This is a genomic window from Streptomyces sp. NPDC088554, assembly GCF_044752945.1.
GTDB lineage: Bacteria > Actinomycetota > Actinomycetes > Streptomycetales > Streptomycetaceae > Streptomyces.
Genome location: NZ_JBIVMF010000003.1, coordinates 1 through 17,324, shown reverse-complemented (window position 1 = coordinate 17,324; position 17,324 = coordinate 1). Strand labels below are relative to the sequence as shown.

22 protein-coding genes are annotated in these 17,324 nt (G+C 69.3%); 12 read left to right on the top strand and 10 right to left on the bottom strand.

Annotated elements, in window-relative coordinates; translation table 11 throughout:
* Positions 1 to 5 precede the first annotated feature (5 nt).
* Complete coding sequence (locus tag ACIP8W_RS03950) at positions 6 to 308, bottom strand: YkvA family protein (RefSeq protein WP_401957024.1); 303 nt, start codon at positions 306 to 308, stop codon at positions 6 to 8.
* Between the two features lie 381 nt (positions 309 to 689).
* Between ACIP8W_RS03950 and ACIP8W_RS03945 the strand changes: the two genes are divergently transcribed.
* The 3 genes from ACIP8W_RS03945 to ACIP8W_RS03935 all read left to right on the top strand — a co-directional run bounded on the left by ACIP8W_RS03945 (position 690) and on the right by ACIP8W_RS03935 (position 4,330).
* Complete coding sequence (locus ACIP8W_RS03945; protein ID WP_402201859.1) at positions 690 to 1,856, top strand: serine hydrolase domain-containing protein; 1,167 nt, start codon at positions 690 to 692, stop codon at positions 1,854 to 1,856.
* A gap of 695 nt (positions 1,857 to 2,551) precedes the next feature.
* Entirely contained in the window at positions 2,552 to 3,469 is a 918-nt protein-coding gene (locus ACIP8W_RS03940) for a S1 family peptidase (protein ID WP_402201857.1), read from the top strand.
* Between the two features lie 318 nt (positions 3,470 to 3,787).
* A complete protein-coding gene (locus tag ACIP8W_RS03935; protein ID WP_401958775.1) occupies positions 3,788 to 4,330 on the top strand; it encodes a hypothetical protein in 543 nt (180 codons plus the stop codon).
* Between the two features lie 117 nt (positions 4,331 to 4,447).
* On the opposite strand, the gene ACIP8W_RS03930 is transcribed toward ACIP8W_RS03935, so the two are convergent.
* From ACIP8W_RS03930 to ACIP8W_RS03910, 5 genes are all read right to left on the bottom strand, one after another.
* A complete protein-coding gene (locus tag ACIP8W_RS03930) occupies positions 4,448 to 4,780 on the bottom strand; it encodes a hypothetical protein (protein WP_401958773.1) in 333 nt (110 codons plus the stop codon).
* Complete coding sequence (locus tag ACIP8W_RS03925) at positions 4,777 to 5,277, bottom strand: DUF6232 family protein (protein WP_401958771.1); 501 nt, start codon at positions 5,275 to 5,277, stop codon at positions 4,777 to 4,779. Before ACIP8W_RS03925 ends, ACIP8W_RS03930 begins: the two co-directional genes overlap by 4 nt.
* 151 nt (positions 5,278 to 5,428) lie before the next feature.
* Positions 5,429 to 5,671, bottom strand: a complete 243-nt coding sequence (locus ACIP8W_RS03920) for a hypothetical protein (protein ID WP_401958770.1) — start codon at positions 5,669 to 5,671, stop codon at positions 5,429 to 5,431.
* 25 nt (positions 5,672 to 5,696) lie between these two features.
* Positions 5,697 to 5,930, bottom strand: a complete 234-nt coding sequence (locus ACIP8W_RS03915) for a hypothetical protein (RefSeq protein WP_401958768.1) — start codon at positions 5,928 to 5,930, stop codon at positions 5,697 to 5,699.
* A complete protein-coding gene (locus ACIP8W_RS03910) occupies positions 5,927 to 6,346 on the bottom strand; it encodes an ATP-binding protein (RefSeq protein WP_401958767.1) in 420 nt (139 codons plus the stop codon). The genes ACIP8W_RS03915 and ACIP8W_RS03910 overlap by 4 nt, the downstream gene beginning before the upstream one ends.
* Positions 6,347 to 6,583: 237 nt before the next feature.
* On the opposite strand from ACIP8W_RS03910, the gene ACIP8W_RS03905 reads away from it, so the two are divergent.
* Together ACIP8W_RS03905 and ACIP8W_RS03900 are read left to right on the top strand one after the other, a co-directional pair.
* Positions 6,584 to 7,471, top strand: a complete 888-nt coding sequence (locus tag ACIP8W_RS03905; RefSeq protein WP_402201854.1) for a helix-turn-helix domain-containing protein — start codon at positions 6,584 to 6,586, stop codon at positions 7,469 to 7,471.
* The gene (locus ACIP8W_RS03900; RefSeq protein WP_402201852.1) at positions 7,464 to 7,694 is read left to right on the top strand and encodes a DUF397 domain-containing protein; all 231 of its coding nucleotides are present in this window, start codon (positions 7,464 to 7,466) and stop codon (positions 7,692 to 7,694) included. The genes ACIP8W_RS03905 and ACIP8W_RS03900 overlap by 8 nt, the downstream gene beginning before the upstream one ends.
* 42 nt (positions 7,695 to 7,736) lie before the next feature.
* Here the strand turns inward: ACIP8W_RS03900 and ACIP8W_RS03895 are convergent, their stop codons facing one another.
* The 3 genes from ACIP8W_RS03895 to ACIP8W_RS03885 all read right to left on the bottom strand — a co-directional run bounded on the left by ACIP8W_RS03895 (position 7,737) and on the right by ACIP8W_RS03885 (position 11,466).
* Positions 7,737 to 8,279: a GNAT family N-acetyltransferase gene (locus tag ACIP8W_RS03895; RefSeq protein ID WP_401958760.1), complete on the bottom strand. Its 543-nt coding sequence runs from the start codon at positions 8,277 to 8,279 to the stop codon at positions 7,737 to 7,739.
* A 76-nt stretch (positions 8,280 to 8,355) separates the two neighbouring features.
* Positions 8,356 to 9,681: a GAF domain-containing protein gene (locus tag ACIP8W_RS03890; RefSeq protein WP_401958759.1), complete on the bottom strand. Its 1,326-nt coding sequence runs from the start codon at positions 9,679 to 9,681 to the stop codon at positions 8,356 to 8,358.
* A 153-nt stretch (positions 9,682 to 9,834) separates the two neighbouring features.
* Positions 9,835 to 11,466 carry an acyl-CoA dehydrogenase family protein gene (locus ACIP8W_RS03885; protein ID WP_401958758.1) on the bottom strand — a complete coding sequence of 544 codons (1,632 nt, stop codon included), beginning with the start codon at positions 11,464 to 11,466 and terminating at the stop codon, positions 9,835 to 9,837.
* Positions 11,467 to 11,483: 17 nt separating this feature from the next.
* Between ACIP8W_RS03885 and ACIP8W_RS03880 the strand changes: the two genes are divergently transcribed.
* Entirely contained in the window at positions 11,484 to 12,620 is a 1,137-nt protein-coding gene (locus tag ACIP8W_RS03880; RefSeq protein ID WP_401958757.1) for a YihY/virulence factor BrkB family protein, read from the top strand.
* On the opposite strand, the gene ACIP8W_RS03875 is transcribed toward ACIP8W_RS03880, so the two are convergent.
* The gene (locus ACIP8W_RS03875) at positions 12,589 to 12,957 is read right to left on the bottom strand and encodes a VOC family protein (RefSeq protein ID WP_402201849.1); all 369 of its coding nucleotides are present in this window, start codon (positions 12,955 to 12,957) and stop codon (positions 12,589 to 12,591) included. The two genes, ACIP8W_RS03880 and ACIP8W_RS03875, sit on opposite strands and share 32 nt — an antisense overlap.
* Positions 12,958 to 13,185: 228 nt before the next feature.
* Here ACIP8W_RS03875 and ACIP8W_RS03870 point away from each other — a divergent pair, with 228 nt between their 5' ends.
* From ACIP8W_RS03870 to cysD, 6 genes are all read left to right on the top strand, one after another.
* Positions 13,186 to 13,269, top strand: a complete 84-nt coding sequence (locus ACIP8W_RS03870; RefSeq protein WP_401958780.1) for a putative leader peptide — start codon at positions 13,186 to 13,188, stop codon at positions 13,267 to 13,269.
* Between the two features lie 116 nt (positions 13,270 to 13,385).
* The gene (locus ACIP8W_RS03865; RefSeq protein ID WP_401958778.1) at positions 13,386 to 15,083 is read left to right on the top strand and encodes a nitrite/sulfite reductase; all 1,698 of its coding nucleotides are present in this window, start codon (positions 13,386 to 13,388) and stop codon (positions 15,081 to 15,083) included.
* Positions 15,084 to 15,117: 34 nt separating this feature from the next.
* On the top strand, positions 15,118 to 15,294 hold the full coding sequence (locus tag ACIP8W_RS03860; RefSeq protein ID WP_401958751.1) for a hypothetical protein: 177 nt from the start codon (positions 15,118 to 15,120) through the stop codon (positions 15,292 to 15,294).
* Positions 15,291 to 15,989, top strand: a complete 699-nt coding sequence (locus ACIP8W_RS03855; protein WP_401958750.1) for a phosphoadenylyl-sulfate reductase — start codon at positions 15,291 to 15,293, stop codon at positions 15,987 to 15,989. The genes ACIP8W_RS03860 and ACIP8W_RS03855 overlap by 4 nt, the downstream gene beginning before the upstream one ends.
* A gap of 23 nt (positions 15,990 to 16,012) precedes the next feature.
* Positions 16,013 to 16,558: an adenylyl-sulfate kinase gene (gene cysC / locus ACIP8W_RS03850; protein ID WP_401958748.1), complete on the top strand. Its 546-nt coding sequence runs from the start codon at positions 16,013 to 16,015 to the stop codon at positions 16,556 to 16,558.
* A partial coding sequence (cysD, locus tag ACIP8W_RS03845) for a sulfate adenylyltransferase subunit CysD (protein ID WP_402201847.1) occupies positions 16,555 to 17,324 on the top strand: 770 nt, incomplete at its 3' end. The genes cysC and cysD, both read left to right, overlap by 4 nt.

The following is a 17,324-nucleotide window of genomic DNA, read 5'->3' as shown; positions in this document are numbered from 1 at the left end:
TGCGATCATCCCTTGGCCGGCAGCCGCTCCCCCTCCTTGGCCGAGGAGCCGGCCGAGGAGCGCATCGAACGCAGCGCCAGCAGCAGGACCCCGATGTCGTCGATGAACACCGGGTCGGGCAGCACATCGACCGGGAACACCAGATAGGCGAGGGCCGCCCAGAACACCCAGCGCTTGGTGACCGGGAGGCCCGCCTCGCTCAGCGCCTTACGGGTCCGGACGAGCCGTACGGTCAGGGTGATCGCGACACCGAGAGTGAGCGCCACCAGCAGGACGGCCACGACGGCGAGAATCTGGAGGTCGCTCATGGCGGTCTCCTCCTTGGGGTTCGGGGTTCGAGGGGTCGGGGTTCAGGGGGATCGGGTTCAAGTCTCGGGGCTGCGGGCTGCGGGCTGCGGGCTGCGGGCTGCGGGCTGCGGATCACGGACCGCGGATCACGGACTTTCCACCAGTATCACCACGGATCCGCGACGGCGGGCGACGTGCAGCGCTCGGCGCGGTGCGCCGACGACGACGCGCCCTCCCGGCACCGCGAGCGGACCGCGGGGGGACAGAAGGCACCAACTACCCTTGAACACAAGCCCGTTGTACCGGCACCCCACCTTCCGCACCGATCCGAGCAGTCGGTACGTTCCGAGCAGCCGGATCACCGCAGGCCACCCGGCCTGGCCGGAACCATGGAGCGACCGATGACACAGCCCGTACCCCGGATCCAGGGGCACTGCGACGAACGGTTCGCCGCCGTACGCGCCGCCTTCGAGCAGAACTTCCGCGAGCGCGACGAACTGGGCGCCGCCGTGACCGTACTGGTCGACGGGGAGAGCGTGGCCGACCTGTGGGGCGGCTGGGCCGACACCGCGCGCAGCAGGCCGTGGGAGCGGGAGACCGTGGCCAACGTGTGGTCGACGACGAAGGGCGCGACGGCCCTGTGCGCGTATCTGCTGATCGACCGGGGGCTCCTCGACCCGGACGCGCCGGTCGCCACGTACTGGCCGGAGTTCGCGGCGGCGGGCAAGGAGTCCGTCCTCGTACGGGAGCTGCTCTCGCACCGCGCCGGGCTGGCCGCGCTGCGCGAACCGCACTCGCTGGAGCAGCTCTACGACTGGGAGCTGACGACCTCCCGGATCACCGCTATGGAGCCCTGGTGGGAGCCCGGTACTCAGTCCGGCTATCACCCGCTGACCTTCGGCTTCCTGGTCGGTGAGGTGATCAGGCGGGTCACCGGACTGCTGCCCGGCGCGTTCCTGCGCCAGGAGATAGCCGAGCCGCTCGGCATCGACTTCACCATCGGACTGCCCGAGGAGGAGGCCGGGCGCGTCGCCGAACTGGTACACACCCCGGCGCCGATCAGCAGCGAACAGGCCGCCATCTACGCCCAGTTGGAGCCGGTCGTACTGGCCGCTCTGAGCAACCCGGTGACCGGCGCCGACGAGGCCAACACGGCCGCCTGGCGGGCCGCCGAGATCCCGGCGGCGAACGGCCACGCCACGGCGCGCGGGATCGCCGGGCTGTACGGAATCCTCGCCACGCGCGGTCTGTCCGGCGGCCACCGCGTGCTCTCCCCCGAGACCGTCGAGCGGGTCCGCGCGGGCCAGGGAAAGTGCTACGACCGGCTGGTCGGGGCTGCCTTCGGCCATGAGACGGAGCTGGCCCTCGGGCTCTGGCTGAGCGGTCCGAACGGAGCCTACGGTCCCAACCCGAGGGCGCTCGGCCATGACGGCTTCGGCGGCTCCTTCGGGCTCGCGGACCCGGAGGGCGGGGTCGCCATCGGTTACGTACCGAACCGGATGGGGTCGGAGATCGCGAACGATCCGCGCAAGATGGCGCTGATCGACGCGGTGTACAGCGCACTGTAGGGGTCGTTCCGGAACGGCCGTGATCCGTACCTGATCCGCGCCTCGTCCGTACGCATCAGGTACGGGTCGTCAGGTACGGGTCACCGGCCGCCGAGGAGTGGTCAGGAGCGGCGAAGCGCGGGCGGTTCGGCGGCATTCCGTATCCGTTCCCCCTTGAGATGGTAAAGATTCGGCCATGATCAACTCGGGTGCATTTCGGTGGTACCTCGCACAAGTGGACGAGTGCCGCGCGTAGACAACGGCCGTCCGCCCTCACCATCCCGGAACACAAGACTCATCACGTCACACCCTCACCACCCATGGCGACCTATGTGCGATCGCACCATCCCTACCGCATGGCCGAATGGCGTCAGTCGCCAAAGCCCTTGCAGGGAAAGGACATTGACCATCTCCCACCGAAAATCCCCGTGGCGCCCAGGGTGTTACGTATAGCCCCCACCGAGCAGGACAGCGGACCCGTCCCACCCGGGCCACGGCGGCACCCGGCGCGGAAATTCGTCCCGAATTCACCCCGGTGACGCTCGGTCCATCACCCAGGGCCAGAAGTCGGCCTTGTCTCCGGAGCAAACGGAGCCGAGGCTTCAGACGTGCGGTTTTGACAGGTGCACGGCTAAAACGAAGGACGGTGCACGACCGCACAACTGTGGCCCGCCCACCCAGCGGGCCGCGTACTTCCCCCACTTACGGAGGATTCTGTGACCTTCAAGCGCTTCTCCCCCCTCGGCGCGGCATCCCGACGAGCACGGCTCATCGCCGTCGCCTCGGGTCTGGTGACCGCTGTCGCGCTTGCGGCCCCGAGCGCCGTCGCCCTGCCCGCGCCGGCCCCCGCCCCCACCACGGCCCAGCTGGCCGTCGCCAACGACGCCGTCGGCGACGCGGACATCGCCGGTACGGCCTGGTACACGGACAAGGCGTCCGGCAAGATCGTCGTCACCGTCGACAACACGGTCACCGACGCCGAGATCAACCGGATCAAGGCATCCGTCGCGGACACCGCCGCAGGCATCACCATCAAGCACACCGAGGGCACGTTCTCCAAGCTCATCGCGGGCGGCGAGGCCATCTACGCCGGCGGCGGCGGGCGCTGCTCCCTCGGCTTCAACGTCCGCAGCGGCTCCACGTACTACGCGCTGACCGCGGGCCACTGCACCGACGTCAGCTCCACCTGGTACACCAACTCCGGACAGACGGCCACGCTCGGCTCCCGGGCCGGCAGCAGCTTCCCGACCAACGACTACGGCCTGATCAACAGCACCTCGGCGCTCGCCGACGGCCGGGTCTCCCTGTACAACGGCTCGTACCAGGACATTACTTCGGCCGCCAACCCCACCGTCGGCCAGAGAGTACAGCGCAGCGGCTCCACCACCGGCCTCCACAGTGGTACGGTCACCGCGCTCAACGCGACCGTCAACTACGGCGGCGGTGACATCGTCTCCGGCCTGATCCAGACCAACGTCTGCGCAGAGCCCGGCGACAGCGGCGGCGCCCTCTTCGCCGGCACCACCGCGCTGGGCCTGACCTCGGGCGGCAGCGGCAACTGCACCTCCGGCGGCACCACGTTCTTCCAGCCGGTCGTGGAGGCCCTCAACACCTATGGCGTGAGCGTCTTCTAACCCTTCCCCACTGCATTCCCCCCACCCCGGACGGGCCGCGCACCTGGTGCGCGGCCCGTCTCTCGGTATCCACCACGGAAGTGTGCCCGAGGGGGGCACATGGGAGTACTCAGAGGATGATGTCGCCACGATCGAGTTCTACCGGTTCGGCGATGTCCCTGCCGTGACCACGGAGACGCCGCCTTCCGTGCTGGCTGCTTCGCCGGGCGGATCTACGACCCGTACAGCGATCACGCACGCGTTATGGAATCCCGGCCCCACCCCGTGGAACCGAGGACCCTCACGGATCACACCATTCCTGACCTACCCGCCCGAACGGTGGCGTGCGAACCGCATGTATCCAGGGCGACCACCGCCGGGGGCTCGATCGCCTGGCTCCAGAAGTTCTCCGACGGAACGGCGGCCGGACGGGTCCTGCACACACCGGCCTCGTTCATGCCTCTGCTGTCCGACTCCTGGCAAGCCCCGAAGATTCCGAGGTCCATGACGGGCACACAGCGCACGTCGGACGTGTCGGGGAGTGTTCTGGACGACTGGACCTTCTCGTTCTTCGCCCAACCGCACATGTCCGAGAGCATGGTTCGCGACCACCACCGCGAACCGGACGGCACCCACGTGACCACCCTCTTCGACCCACACGACGAGTCATACGCGCGCGTCTCGGACCGCGCTTCGGGACCTGGCGCGACAGTGATCGTCTCCGGGCGGCGGGACCTGTGGGAGCCGATCGAGAAGGCGCGTGAACACTGGCTCGGTCTCCACAGGCCACGCCGGGAGTGGTTCACCATCAGCGCCACGCCGGACAGCCAAACGGTCAGTTACACGGCTCCGGACGGGCATGCCTGGCACTGGGATCTTTAAGAGCGGTCCCCCACCAGCACGTCCCATGGCCGCACTGCCCCCAGTACGGCCAAGGCGTGTCCCGGGCACACCCGGGACACGCCCCATTGCTTCGGGAACTCGGACCGACCGGCCGCCTCAGCCCGCCAGCAGTGCCCTCGCAGCCGTGATCACCGGTACGCCCACCTCGCCAACCAGCGCCGCGATACCCGAGATGCGCTGCACCAGGCCACGCCGGCCCTCCGACGATGTCTCCTCGGCGATCGAGTCGGCCGCCGCGTCCACCTCTGCCCGGTCGTTCTCGCCCAGGTGCGGGCGCAGCTTCTCGATCTCCCGCAGGAGGGCCTCCACCGCGGGCCCTCCCGCAGTCGAGCCGACGGTCTTGCCTCCGGCCACGATGTCACCGGAACCGGTGTGCTCGGCCTTGCCGATGCTGCCCGCGCCGTACTGCTGAATATAGTCGCCGCTCATGATCCCCCAATGCTTCCGCTGCCGCTGTGAACGGCCTTGCCAATGGCGTTCGCGCCGTACTGCTTGATGACGTCGCCCTGCACCACGTGTTCCACGTTGATGATCGTCTGCGCGACGTCGGGGTTGCCGATCGCCTTGGTGATCTCGTAGACCAGCTGCTGGATCTCCTCATGCCGCGTGGACCAGATGGCCTCATGCTGGATGCCGGAGGTGTTCAGGACCAGGCCGTATACCGGGGGCTTCCCCAGGGCTGAGACCAACTTCCAGATCAGAAGCGCCTCGACGGCGAGGAAAATGATTGTTCCCACGTTGTCCATCAGGGCGGCGAGAGTGCCGCCCAGGATCAACCAGCCGATGGTCCGGAGGATGAACTGCTTCCACGCGGCGGCCTTGTCGACGGTCAGCTGTCTCTGGCCGACGTGGGAGATGTTGCGCAGCGGATACGCCTCACCATCCACCCACAACACACCTTCATTGATCGTTACTTGGGACGCCACAGGACCCCTGCCTTTCCGGACGCTGAGGTATGAAGCGTAGCGAAGCCGATGCGGACACGTGACTGAAATTACCCCCTTCGCTTCCCCTGAATCCTGCGGCGATCCAAGGCCGCTCGCACAGCCCGCCGCCCCAGCACTCACCCGGGACGGGTCACCGCCTCGGCTGGCGCTGACGGTGCAACTTGGCGAGGGCCGCGATCTGGCGTCGCTCGTACGGTGTCCCGGGCCGCAGCGAGACCCAGGACGTGTACCAGTGGAGCCCCGAGGGGCGGATCAGGTGGACCAACGGGCCGGTGAAAGCGATGACTTCGGCGACCATGTCCTGTCGCTTGTCGAAGACGATCATTCCGATGCGCAGGCTGTGCCGATCGGACTCCGGCGTCTCGGGTATCACGTCAGTTCTCCGATTCGTGGACGGGCTACGGCGACAACGGCTGCGGCTGCGGTGCTCCGGACGTACGGAGGACGCTGAGCCAGTGCATTTCGTACAGCCGCCAGTGGCACAACCTGCACGCGCTCAACGAGCTGGTTCCGGCGTCCGTGACCGACTCCCCGACAACCGTCACCTCGGTGTATTCGTCGCACCGGAAGCAGTAACCGGTAGCCCACGCGGCGAGTTCCCACAGCTCTTCCGGGGTGAACTCCCCGTTCACGACGGGACCTTGACCGTCTCCGGGTACATCAGCGACGCACTGATGTCCTTGCCCGTCGCGGTGGGCTCGGCCCTCCACCAGTCCGCCAGCGCCGCGATGACACACAGCCCCCGGCCCGACTCGGCGGCCCAGTCCGGCTCCTTGACCACGGGCAACTCCCCGGACCGGTCACTGACCGTGATCACGAGCCGGTCCGGCCACTTCTGAAGCAGCAACACCGCCCGGCCGTCGGCGTGCCGGTGCACATTGGCCAGCAGTTCCGTGACGATCACGCAGGTGTCACCCGCCAGGTCCTCCAGTCCCCAACAGCCCAGCCGGGCACCGATCTTGCGCCGGATACCGGGCAGTTCGGCCGGACGGACGGTCAGCAGTAAGCGGTACTGGTGATCGGGACGTTGTGTGTTGGGGGGTGACATGACGCCTCCAGGCCCTCTTCGACTCCAGAGCAGAGTTGATCAACGGTTGGTCACGCTTTGAGTGCACTGCGTGACAGCGCCTCATGGTGTGGGACGCTTCATCGGAACGTCAAGCCATTGCGTGGCAGATCTGCCAAACTAATGCGTGGCGCCACCCGTTAGAGGGAGACCGCTTAGCTGGAGGGGGACGAAGCGGTAGCCTCAACCACATTCACGGACAAGGGAGATGGAGGAGCGATGGCGGTTGTTGCCAGCGTGAGCCCGCTTACCGCACGCCGACGGCTGGGCGCTGCGCTGCATAAGCTTCGCGATCAGCACGGGCTCACCACTGAAGAGGTTGGAGCACACCTCAACTGCCATAACTCCAAGGTCAGTCGTATAGAGAACGCAAAACGCGGCTGCACGAAGAAGGACTTCGACGGGCTCATGGAGCTGTTCTCGGTTGAGGAGCCGTTGCTCTCCGAACTCACGTCACTGATGATCAAGGGACGCCAACGCGTCCCACCTTGGTGGCACGCGTTCAGCGATGTGATCAGCCTCAACTACGCCGAGTTCCTTGCGTACGAGGCGGAGGCAGTCGAGTCCTCCGAGTATCAGTCGACCCTGATCCCCGGGCTTCTCCAGACCGACGACTACGCACGCGCGGTGACGGGCATCGGCGTCTCCGTTTTCGGTCCCGACCAGGTGGACAGCCTCGTCGAGGTGAGGATGCGTCGGCAGGAACGACTTCACGAGAAAGAACCGTTGATCCTCAACGTTGTGCTCGCCGAGGCAGCTCTGCGCATGCTCGTCGGCGGCGCTGATGTCATGCGCGGACAGTTGCGGCATCTGCTTGACGTCTCCGCATCGGACAACGTCCGGATCAGAGTCATCCCCTTCCATGCGGGTGAAAGGGGAATCACCACAGGGACGTTCATCCTGTTCAGCTCGGATATAGGCAGAGACTCCGAAGCAGACGTCGCCTTCACTGACTCGGCAGAGAACACCGCCGTCTACCGTGACGATCCGCTGGTCCTCAAGCGCTTGAGCCGCCTGCTTATCGGCTTGTCCAGGGCCGCGCTCCCGGAGGACGATAGCCGGAAGCTGATCGAAGACATCGAGAAAGAGCTGGGCAGAAATGAATGAGCTGGCCAATCAGTACGCTGCCGATCTCACGTCCGCCGCCTGGCGCACGAGTTCCTACACTGCCGGCGACGGCAGGTGCGTCGAAGTCGCGCCGCTACCCACCACCGGCATCGCCTTCCGCGACACCAAGGACCGGACCCTCCCCGCCGCCCGCGTCTCCCGCGCCGCCTGGGCCGCCTTCGTCACGGCGGTCGGCGGCGATGGCGGGCTCGCCCGGGGCTGACCGGCAGAGTGGACCCGGACGGACCCCGGCGGACCCGGGCGCTCAGGCGGCCGGGTCCGGCTCGGTCTTCGTGTCGAAGAGCCGGAAACCTCGGCGCAGGTAGTTGTCCATCGCGTGCGGGCCGTCCTTGGAGCAGGTGTGCAGCCAGACCCGCTGGGTGGGGGTCAGCTCGGGCCAGCGTTCGGCCAGGTCCCAGGCGCGGGCGACGCCGTACGACAGCAGGTGGCCGCCGATGCGGCGGCCTCGGAAGACCGGGAGCAGGCCGAAGTAGACGATCTCGACCGTCGCGTCCGGCTGCGCCTCCAGTTCGAGGTATCCGGCCGGGGTGCCCTTCTCGTACGCCACCCAGGTCTCGACACCGGGCCGGTTCAGGGTCTCGTGCCAGCGCTCGGGGGGCCAGGAGAGCCGGTCGGTCCAGCTGACGTCCTGGCCGACCGACGCGTACAGGAACCGGCTGTACTCGGGAGAGGGCACCTCGGCCCGTACGATCCGTACCTCACCCGGGGTCCGCGTGGCGGGCCGCAGGTCGGCGGGGGAGGTCTGCTCCAGGTGCCAGGTGGTCACAGAGGTCGCGGCGATGGTCATACGCCCAGGAGAACATATGGCCGATTCGTACTCCAAGCCGGTCAGGAGGGATACGCCGGTCAGAGGGGTACCCCGGTCAGGACGGGTACGGCAGGCCCCGCGCGTTCAGCACCGCCGGGGCCGTGGAGTGCGGCAGCAGGTCCGCGAGGCGTTCCGGGGTGACCACCTCCACCTCCACCTCCTCGCTGAACCGGTACGGCCGGTGCGCCAGCACCCCCGACAGATGACGGCGTACGCGGGACATCTCGGCCCGTACCGTCACCGTGCGGGTCGGGTCGCCGAAGACGTCGGCGGCCAGCTCCGCCGCGCTGCGGCCGTCCCTGCGTACCGCCAGTACGTAGAGCAGCTCGGCGTGGCGCGGGGTCAGCTCCTGCGACCAGCTTCCGGCGGGGCCCGACACGGCGACCGACCAGCGGCGGGGGCGGCTCAGGTCCAGCACCACGCGGTTCGGCTCGCCGCCGGGCCGCCGCTCCTCGTCCACCTGGATCAGCCAGCCGCCGGGCAGCGGCTCCACCGTGCACATGCCCAGCGAGGGCTGCCAGACCCGGCCGGCCCGGAATGACTTCGGCAGCGGCAGCCGGTCCATGGGGGCCATGCCGGTGACGGCCGCCGTCCAGCCGTGCGCGTCGACGGCCAGGGCGCGCCCGCCCAGCCGGCACATGATCGGCGCCGCCACCGAGCGCAGCCGCTCGACGGTCCGGCCGTGCCGCTCGCGCAACTCGCTCTCGGCGAGCCGGGTGACCGAGCTGACCAGCGCCAGGGTCGTCGGGTGGAAGCCCCCCGCGGGGCCGCTCACATCGACGACGCCCAGCAGCCGCCCGTCCCGGGGGTCGTGCACCGGGGCCGCCGCGCAGGTCCAGTCGCGCAGGGTGTCCAGGAAGTGTTCGGCGGAGTGGACCTGTACGGGTCTGCGCAGGGTCAGCGCCGTACCGATGGCGTTGGTCCCGGTGGCCCGCTCCGACCAGGCCGCGCCCTCCTCCAGCCGGATCCCGCTGGCTCGGCGGAGCACCCCGACGCTGCCCTCCCGCCACAGGACCCGGCCCTCGGCGTCGCTCACCACCATGATCTGGCGCGAGGCGTCGACGATCCCGCCGAGGGACTCGCTGAGTATGCGCACCGTCTCGCCGAGCGCGGAGGCGCGGCGCCGGTGCTCCAGCTCGTCCCGCTCCAGCGTGGCCACCTCGTCGAGCGGCCGCTCGGGGTCGATTCCCATCCGCAGCACCCGCTGCCAGGACGCGTCGATCACCGGCCGGGGAGCGACCGGCGGCTGTTTTCCGGCGAGGGCGGCGTCCCGTGCCTGCCGGAGCAGTTGGGCCGCCCTCACCTGGTCCATGGCCATGAGCCGTGCCAGATCGAGCCTCGGGTTCCCCTGCCGTACGCCCCCCGACGGTACGTTCCCCATCGAGCCACCCCCCTGTAACCAGCGGTATCTTCTGATCATCGGTCGTGCAACCGCTTGCAACTCTGGCAGATGACCCGCGACCGCTCGAAAATGACTACACGTCAGAGGCGGTGCCGTGTCGGCGCGGCACCCCCTCTGGCACTCGCGCCCCGGTCAGACGGGCCGGGCCCGCTCCACCACCGAGGCCAGATCCAGGGTGGCGGGCAGCGTGCCGAAGGCCGTACCCCAGTCGCGGCCGAGCCGCGACGCGCAGAACAGATCCGCCACCTCGGGCGGCGCCCACCGCACCAGCAGCGAGCCCTGGAGCACCAGCGCCATGCGCTCCACCAGCCGCCGGGCGCGCGCCTCGATCCCCGACAGGTCGGCCAGTTCGGTCAGCAGGTCCTTGATCGCGGCGTCCAGCCGGTGATCGGCGCCGCGGGCCCGGCCGATCTCCTGGAGGAAGGCGTTCAGCGCGTCGGGCTCCCGCTGGAGCGCCCGCAGCACGTCGAGGGCCTGTACGTTCCCCGAGCCCTCCCAGATCGAGTTGAGCGGGGACTCGCGCAGCAGCCGGGGCAGGCCCGACTCCTCGACGTAGCCGTTGCCGCCCAGACACTCCAGGGCCTCGGCGACGACCGGCGTACAGCGCTTGGTCACCCAGTACTTGGCGGCGGGCACCGCCAGCCGCAGGAAGGCCCGTTCCGCGTCGGTGTCCGCGTCCTGGGCCGCCGCCAGCCGCAGCCCGAGCGTGGTGGCCGCCTCCGACTCCAGCGCCAGATCCGCCAGTACGTTGCGCATCAGCGGCTTGTCGATCAGCTCCCCGCCGAACGCGCTCCGGTACGTGGCGTGATGCACCGCCTGGGCCACCGACTGGCGCATCAGCGCGGCCGAACCGAGCACGCAGTCGACCCGGGTCGCCGCCACCATCCCGATGATGACGGACACCCCGCGCCCCTCCTCGCCGACCCGGCGGGCCCAGGTCCCGTCGAACTCGACCTCGGCCGAGGCGTTGGAGCGGTTGCCCAGCTTGTCCTTGAGGCGCTGGATACGGAACACGTTGCGCGTCCCGTCCGGCAGGACCCGGGGCACGAGGAAGCAGGTGAGCCCGCCGGGCGCCTGTGCCAGGACGAGGAAGCCGTCGCACATCGGCGCCGAGCAGAACCACTTGTGCCCGGTGAGCAGATACTCCCCGGCCACGTCCAGCGGGAGCGCCGCCGTCGTGTTGGCGCGTACGTCGCTGCCGCCCTGTTTCTCCGTCATGCCCATCCCGAGCAGCGCACCGGCCTTGGCGGCGGCGGGCAGCAGCCCCGGTGCGTACCGGTGCGAGGTCAGCCTCGGCTCCCACTCGGCCGCCAGCTCCGGCTCGGCGCGCAGCGCGGGCACCGCCGCGTGGGTCATCGACACCGGGCAGCCGTGGCCCGCCTCCGCCTGGGACCACACCAGGAAACCGGCCGCGCGCCGCAGGTGGCCGTCCGGCCGTCCCCAGGCGTCGGTCAGCCCGGCGGAGACGGCCCCGCCGAGCAGTTGGTGCCAGGCCGGGTGGAAGTCGACCTCGTCGATCCGGTTGCCGTACCGGTCGTGGGTGCGCAGCTTCGGCGGGTTCTCGTTGGCCAGCGCACCCCACTCCTGGACCTCGGCGGATCCGGCCGCCGTGCCGAGCGCCGTCAGCTCCGCGCGGACGGTGTCGAGCAGGGCGGGGGCGCTGTGCCGTTCGACGGCTTCGGTGAGGACCTGGTCCGTACCGAAAACGTCGTATCCGACCAGGGGCGGAACCTGATTGGTCACTGTGTGGGTGCTGGCTGCCATGCCGATACGGTAAGGAGGTGCAGGCAGCAAAAGAAACACCCGAGCCGCCAACGGGTCGGCTCCACCGGGCCCGAGTCCTCTACCGCAACGTCTCCAAGCGGAAGATGGCCTGGCTGCTGCTGAAGGACACCGTCAACTCGTGTATCGAGTACCGCATTCTGGGGCTCGCGGCCGAGGCGGCGTTCTTCACGCTGCTCTCGCTGCCGCCGCTGCTGCTCGGGCTGATCGGGCTGCTCGGTTACGTGGACGACTGGACCAATACCGCCACCGTCGCCTCGTTCGAGAAGAACGCGCTGGCGGCCGTCGGCACCGTGCTCTCCGACCGGGGGGTCAACCAGATCGCCAAACCGCTGCTGGAGGACATCACCCAGGGCGGCCGGCCCGATGTGGTGTCCCTGGGCTTCGCCATCGCCCTCTGGTCGGGCTCCCGCGCGGTCAACGTCTTCATCGACACGATCACCGTGATGTACGGGCTCGACGGCCGGCGCGGCATCGTCGCGACCCGGCTGCTCGCCTTCCTGCTCTTCCTGGTGGCCCTGGTGATCGGCGCCGTGGTGCTGCCGCTCGCGGTCGTCGGCCCCGACCGGGTCGTCGAACTGATCCCCTGGGGGACGGAGGTCGTCTCCATCCTGTACTGGCCGGTGGTGATCGTGCTGTCCATCGCCTTCCTGACCACGCTGTACCACGTCTCCGTACCGGCCAGGTCGCCCTGGATAGAGGACGTCCCCGGCGCGCTCGTCGCCCTCGGGATGTGGGTGCTCGGGAGCTTCCTGCTCCGTATCTACCTGACCAACGCCGTCGAGGGCCCCACCATCTACGGCTCGCTGGCCGCGCCGATCGCCGTACTGCTGTGGATAGGGGTCTCCGCCTTCGCCGTCCTGGTCGGCGCCGCCGTCAACGCCGCGATCGACCGGGTCTGGCCCTCGGTCGCCACGGCGGCGGCCCGCGCCGCCAACGACCGGCTGCGCGCCGCCCACGCCGCCGAGCTGGTCGCCCGCGCGACCGTCGACCCGCAGGGGACGGACGGGGTGCAGGACGACGACGTGACCGACCCCGACATGCCCTCCGAGTTCCCCGAGCGCTGGTCCAAGTTCCTGCCGCCGGAGGACCTGCGGTCCCGGATCACCGGACGCGACAAGAGCGGCAAGGACTGAAGACGGCGTCCCACGGCGTGAGGTGGCTCCGGTACCCGGCCGCGACCAGCGCGTCGTGCGTGGCGTCCACCTCGGCGGGGCCCGTACAGCGGAAGGCGAGGCCGGTCCGCTCGCCGCCGGTGGGCCTGGTCCAGCCGGGATCGTACGACCGTACGGTCTCCTCGGTGTCCCACAGCAGACGCAGTCCGCCGGGCAGGGACGCCTCGACGTGGGGGGCCGTGTCCGCGTCGGCGGGGAGGTCCAGGCCGAGCAGGCGGTAGAAGGCGAGGGAGGCGGCCATGTCGGAGACGACCAGGCCGACCGAGTCGAAACGGGGAATATGTGGTGTGGTGGTCATGGCTCCACCGTAGGAAGGGCGGGGCCGGACGGTCTTGAAGGAATCGGTCATGCCCCGCCATGACCGGTCATGGCGGGCCGTGGGCGTCATGACCGCCGTGGGCGTACGGGCCCACCGTGACCGTACGGGCACACTGCGAAGAAGGTCCGTTCTCGATATGCGAGACGACTGTGTCCACATGTTGGAAGATGGTGGACTGCCCCGAGATCCGCGTGACACGCTTCCTTCATGTCACGCGCTGGAATTGCCTTGGTGAGTCGGCTTCACGTCGACCTCGGCCGCATGTCCAGCGCCATCTGTCCGGCCTGCTGAGGACTCCCAGCACTGCCGCGATCACTCTCCCTGCTCCTGCCGCGCATCCTCGTGTCTCCCACGTGAGTGCGTGGCTCAAAGCCGCGCTCCTGCATGTCTCGAAGGACGTATTCGTCATGGCCGCCACCCCGGAAAAGCCGTCCGCCCCCACGCCCCGTCGCAAGGTGAGCCGTCACCGCGGCGAGGGCCAGTGGGCCGTGGGTCACTTCACTCCGCTCAACGGCAACGAGCAGTTCAAGAAGGACGACGACGGTCTCAACGTGCGGACACGCATCGAGACGATCTACTCCAAGGCGGGGTTCGACTCGATCGACCCCAACGATCTGCGCGGCCGGATGCGCTGGTGGGGCCTCTACACCCAGCGCAAGCCCGGGATCGACGGCGGCAAGACCGCGATCCTGGAGCCCGAGGAGCTGGACGACAAGTACTTCATGCTGCGGGTACGGATCGACGGCGGGCGGCTGACCACGGCGCAGCTGCGGGTCATCGGCGAGATCTCGCAGGAGTTCGCGCGCGGTACGGCCGACCTCACCGACCGGCAGAACATCCAGTACCACTGGATCCGGATCGAGGACGTCCCCGAAATCTGGCGGCGGCTGGAAGAGGTGGGGCTCTCCACCACCGAGGCGTGCGGTGACACCCCCCGCGTCATCCTCGGCTCGCCCGTCGCCGGGATCGCCGAGGACGAGATCATCGACGGCACCCCCGCGATCGACGAGATCCAGCGCCGGATCGTGGGCAACCCCGACTTCTCGAACCTGCCGCGCAAGTTCAAGTCGGCGATCTCCGGCTCGCCGTCGCTGGACGTCGCCCACGAGATCAACGACATCGCCTTCGTCGGCGTGAACCACCCCGAGCACGGCCCCGGCTTCGACCTGTGGGTGGGCGGCGGACTCTCCACCAACCCCAAGATCGGCCAGCGCCTCGGCGCCTGGGTGCCGCTGGAGGAGGTCCCCGACGTCTACACCGGGGTCATCTCGATCTTCCGCGACTACGGCTACCGCAGGCTGCGCACCCGCGCCCGGCTGAAGTTCCTCCTCGCCGACTGGGGTACGGAGAAGTTCCGCCGGATCCTGGAGGAGGAGTACCTCGAGCGCGCGCTCGTCGACGGGCCCGCGCCCGAGCAGCCCGTGGCGCGGTGGCGCGACCACGTCGGGGTGCACCGGCAGCGGGACGGGCTCTTCTACGTCGGGTTCGCGCCCCGGGTCGGCCGGGTCGACGGCGTCACCCTGACGAAGATCGCCGAGCTGGCCAGGGCCCACGGCTCGGACCGGCTGCGCACCACCGCCGAGCAGAAGATGATCGTCCTCGATGTGGCCGAGGACCGGGTCGCGTCGCTGACCGCCGGCCTCGAAGCACTGGATCTGCGGGTCACCCCGTCGCCGTTCCGCCGGGGCACCATGGCGTGCACCGGAATCGAGTACTGCAAGCTCGCCATCGTCGAGACCAAGCAGCGCGGCGCCACCCTGATCGACGAGCTGGAGCGCCGGATCCCGGAGTTCGACGAGCCGATCACCATCAACATCAACGGCTGCCCGAACGCCTGCGCCCGTATCCAGACCGCGGACATCGGTCTCAAGGGCCAGCTGATGCTGGACGGCAAGGGCGAGCAGGTCGAGGGGTTCCAGGTGCATCTGGGCGGCGCCCTGGGCCTGGAGGCCGGTTTCGGCCGCAAGGTGCGCGGGCTGAAGGTCACCTCCGAGGAGCTGCCCGACTACGTCGAGCGGGTCCTCGGACGCTTCCAGAAGGAGCGCGAGGCCGGCGAGCGCTTCGCCACCTGGGCCGCTCGGGCCTCCGAGGAGGCGCTGTCATGACGGCCACCTTCGACCGGCGGCGCGGGAGGACCGTATGAGCGAGCGAGCGGCCCCTTTCTACTGCCCGTACTGCGGCGACGAGGACCTGCGTCCCCATGAGCAGGGTCATGGCGCCTGGGAATGCGGGGCGTGCAACCGGGCCTTCCAGTTGAAGTTCCTCGGGCTGCTCGCCCGTGGGCTGCGACACGGGGACGGAGGGGAAGAGATATGACGGCACCGACGGAGACGGACGATCCCAGGGCGCTCTCCGAACGGGCGGGACGCGACCTGGAGGACGCGACCGCCCTGGAGATCCTGACCTGGGCCACGGAGACCTTCGGCGCGAGGTTCTGCGTCACCTCCTCGATGGAGGACGCGGTGGTCGCCCATCTCGCCTCCCGGGTACGCCCCGGAGTCGACGTGGTCTTCCTCGACACGGGCTACCACTTCCCCGAGACCATCGGGACACGCGACGCCGTGGAAGCGGTGATGGACGTCCGGCTCATCACGCTCACGCCCCGGCGGAGCGTCGCCGAGCAGGACGCCGAGCACGGTCCGAAGCTGCACGACCGCGACCCCGACCTGTGCTGCGCCCTGCGCAAGGTCGAGCCCCTCGAAGAGGGTCTGACCGGGTACGACGCCTGGGCGACCGGGCTGCGCCGCGACGAGTCCCCGACCCGGGCGAACACCCCGGTCGTCGGCTGGGACGAGAAGCGCCGCAAGGTGAAGATCTCGCCGATCGCCCGCTGGACCCAGGACGACGTGGACGCGTACGTCGTCGAGCACGGCGTCCTCACCAACCCGCTGCTGATGGACGGCTACGCCTCCGTGGGCTGCGCGCCCTGCACCCGCAGGGTGCTGGCGGGCGAGGACGCGCGCGCCGGACGCTGGGCCGGCCGGTCCAAGACCGAATGCGGGCTGCACTGATGACCGACGACCAGGAGAGAAGCTTGAGTGTCACGGAGCAGGGCGCCACGGTCTGGCTCACCGGACTGCCGAGCGCGGGCAAGACGACCATCGCGTACGAGCTGGCCGGACGGCTCCGCGCCGAGGGCCACCGGGTCGAGGTGCTCGACGGCGACGAGATCCGCGCGTTCCTCTCCGCGGGCCTCGGCTTCGACCGCGCGGACCGGGACACCAACGTGCGACGGATCGGCTTCGTCGCCGAACTGCTCGCGGCCAACGGTGTCAAGGCGCTGGTCCCGGTGATCGCCCCGTACGCCGACAGCCGTGCGGCCGTACGCGAGCGCCACGCGGCAAAGGGCACCGGCTATCTGGAGGTCCATGTGGCCACCCCGGTCGAAGTGTGCTCCGTACGCGATGTGAAGGGTCTGTACGCCAAGCAGGCGGCCGGCGAGCTGTCCGGGCTGACCGGGGTGGACGACCCCTACGAGGCTCCCGAGTCGCCGGACCTGCGGATCGAGTCCCACACCCAGACCGTGCAGGAGTCCGCCGCCGCGCTTCACGCGCTGCTCACCGAGAGGGGTCTCGTGTGAACACCACCGTCGCCGCCGTCGCCGAGGGCACGGACGCCCCGTACGCGCTCAGTCATCTGGACTCGCTGGAGTCCGAGGCCGTGCACATCTTCCGCGAGGTCGCGGGCGAGTTCGAACGGCCGGTGATCCTCTTCTCCGGCGGCAAGGACTCCATCGTCATGCTGCACCTGGCACTGAAGGCGTTCACGCCCGCGCCGGTACCGTTCACCCTGCTCCACGTCGACACCGGCCACAACTTCCCCGAGGTCCTGGAATACCGCGACCGCACCGTCGCCCACCACGGACTGCGGCTCCACATCGCCTCCGTACAGGAGTACATCGACACCGGGAAACTGCGCGAACGCCCCGACGGCACCCGCAACCCGCTCCAGACCCTGCCCCTCACCGAGAAGATCCAGACCGAACGGTTCGACGCGGTCTTCGGCGGCGGACGCCGCGACGAGGAGAAGGCCCGCGCCAAGGAACGGGTGTTCTCCCTGCGCGACGAGTTCTCCCAGTGGGACCCCCGCCGCCAGCGGCCCGAACTGTGGCAGCTCTACAACGGCCGGCACGCCCCCGGCGAACACGTCCGGGTCTTCCCCCTGTCCAACTGGACCGAGCTGGACATATGGCAGTACATCGCCCGCGAGAACATCGAACTGCCCCGGATCTACTTCGCCCACGAACGCGAAGTCTTCCGGCGCGCCGGTATGTGGCTGGCTCCGGGTGGCTGGGGTGGTGCCGGGGAGGGGGAGCTGGTCGAGACCCGGCTGGTGCGTTATCGCAC

Bases quoted from the DNA above. Each gene is read 5' to 3' on its own strand.
- ACIP8W_RS03950 (WP_401957024.1), bottom strand. From the start codon at position 308: ATGAGCGACCTCCAGATTCTCGCCGTCGTGGCCGTCCTGCTGGTGGCG.
- ACIP8W_RS03945 (WP_402201859.1), top strand. From the start codon at position 690: ATGACACAGCCCGTACCCCGGATCCAGGGGCACTGCGACGAACGGTTC.
- ACIP8W_RS03930 (WP_401958773.1), bottom strand. From the start codon at position 4,780: ATGAGCGGCGACTATATTCAGCAGTACGGCGCGGGCAGCATCGGCAAG.
- ACIP8W_RS03910 (WP_401958767.1), bottom strand. From the start codon at position 6,346: ATGTCACCCCCCAACACACAACGTCCCGATCACCAGTACCGCTTACTG.
- ACIP8W_RS03905 (WP_402201854.1), top strand. From the start codon at position 6,584: ATGGCGGTTGTTGCCAGCGTGAGCCCGCTTACCGCACGCCGACGGCTG.
- ACIP8W_RS03900 (WP_402201852.1), top strand. From the start codon at position 7,464: ATGAATGAGCTGGCCAATCAGTACGCTGCCGATCTCACGTCCGCCGCC.
- ACIP8W_RS03895 (WP_401958760.1), bottom strand. From the start codon at position 8,279: ATGACCATCGCCGCGACCTCTGTGACCACCTGGCACCTGGAGCAGACC.
- ACIP8W_RS03890 (WP_401958759.1), bottom strand. From the start codon at position 9,681: ATGGGGAACGTACCGTCGGGGGGCGTACGGCAGGGGAACCCGAGGCTC.
- ACIP8W_RS03885 (WP_401958758.1), bottom strand. From the start codon at position 11,466: ATGGCAGCCAGCACCCACACAGTGACCAATCAGGTTCCGCCCCTGGTC.
- ACIP8W_RS03875 (WP_402201849.1), bottom strand. From the start codon at position 12,957: ATGACCACCACACCACATATTCCCCGTTTCGACTCGGTCGGCCTGGTC.
- ACIP8W_RS03870 (WP_401958780.1), top strand. From the start codon at position 13,186: ATGTCACGCGCTGGAATTGCCTTGGTGAGTCGGCTTCACGTCGACCTC.
- ACIP8W_RS03865 (WP_401958778.1), top strand. From the start codon at position 13,386: ATGGCCGCCACCCCGGAAAAGCCGTCCGCCCCCACGCCCCGTCGCAAG.
- ACIP8W_RS03860 (WP_401958751.1), top strand. From the start codon at position 15,118: ATGAGCGAGCGAGCGGCCCCTTTCTACTGCCCGTACTGCGGCGACGAG.
- ACIP8W_RS03855 (WP_401958750.1), top strand. From the start codon at position 15,291: ATGACGGCACCGACGGAGACGGACGATCCCAGGGCGCTCTCCGAACGG.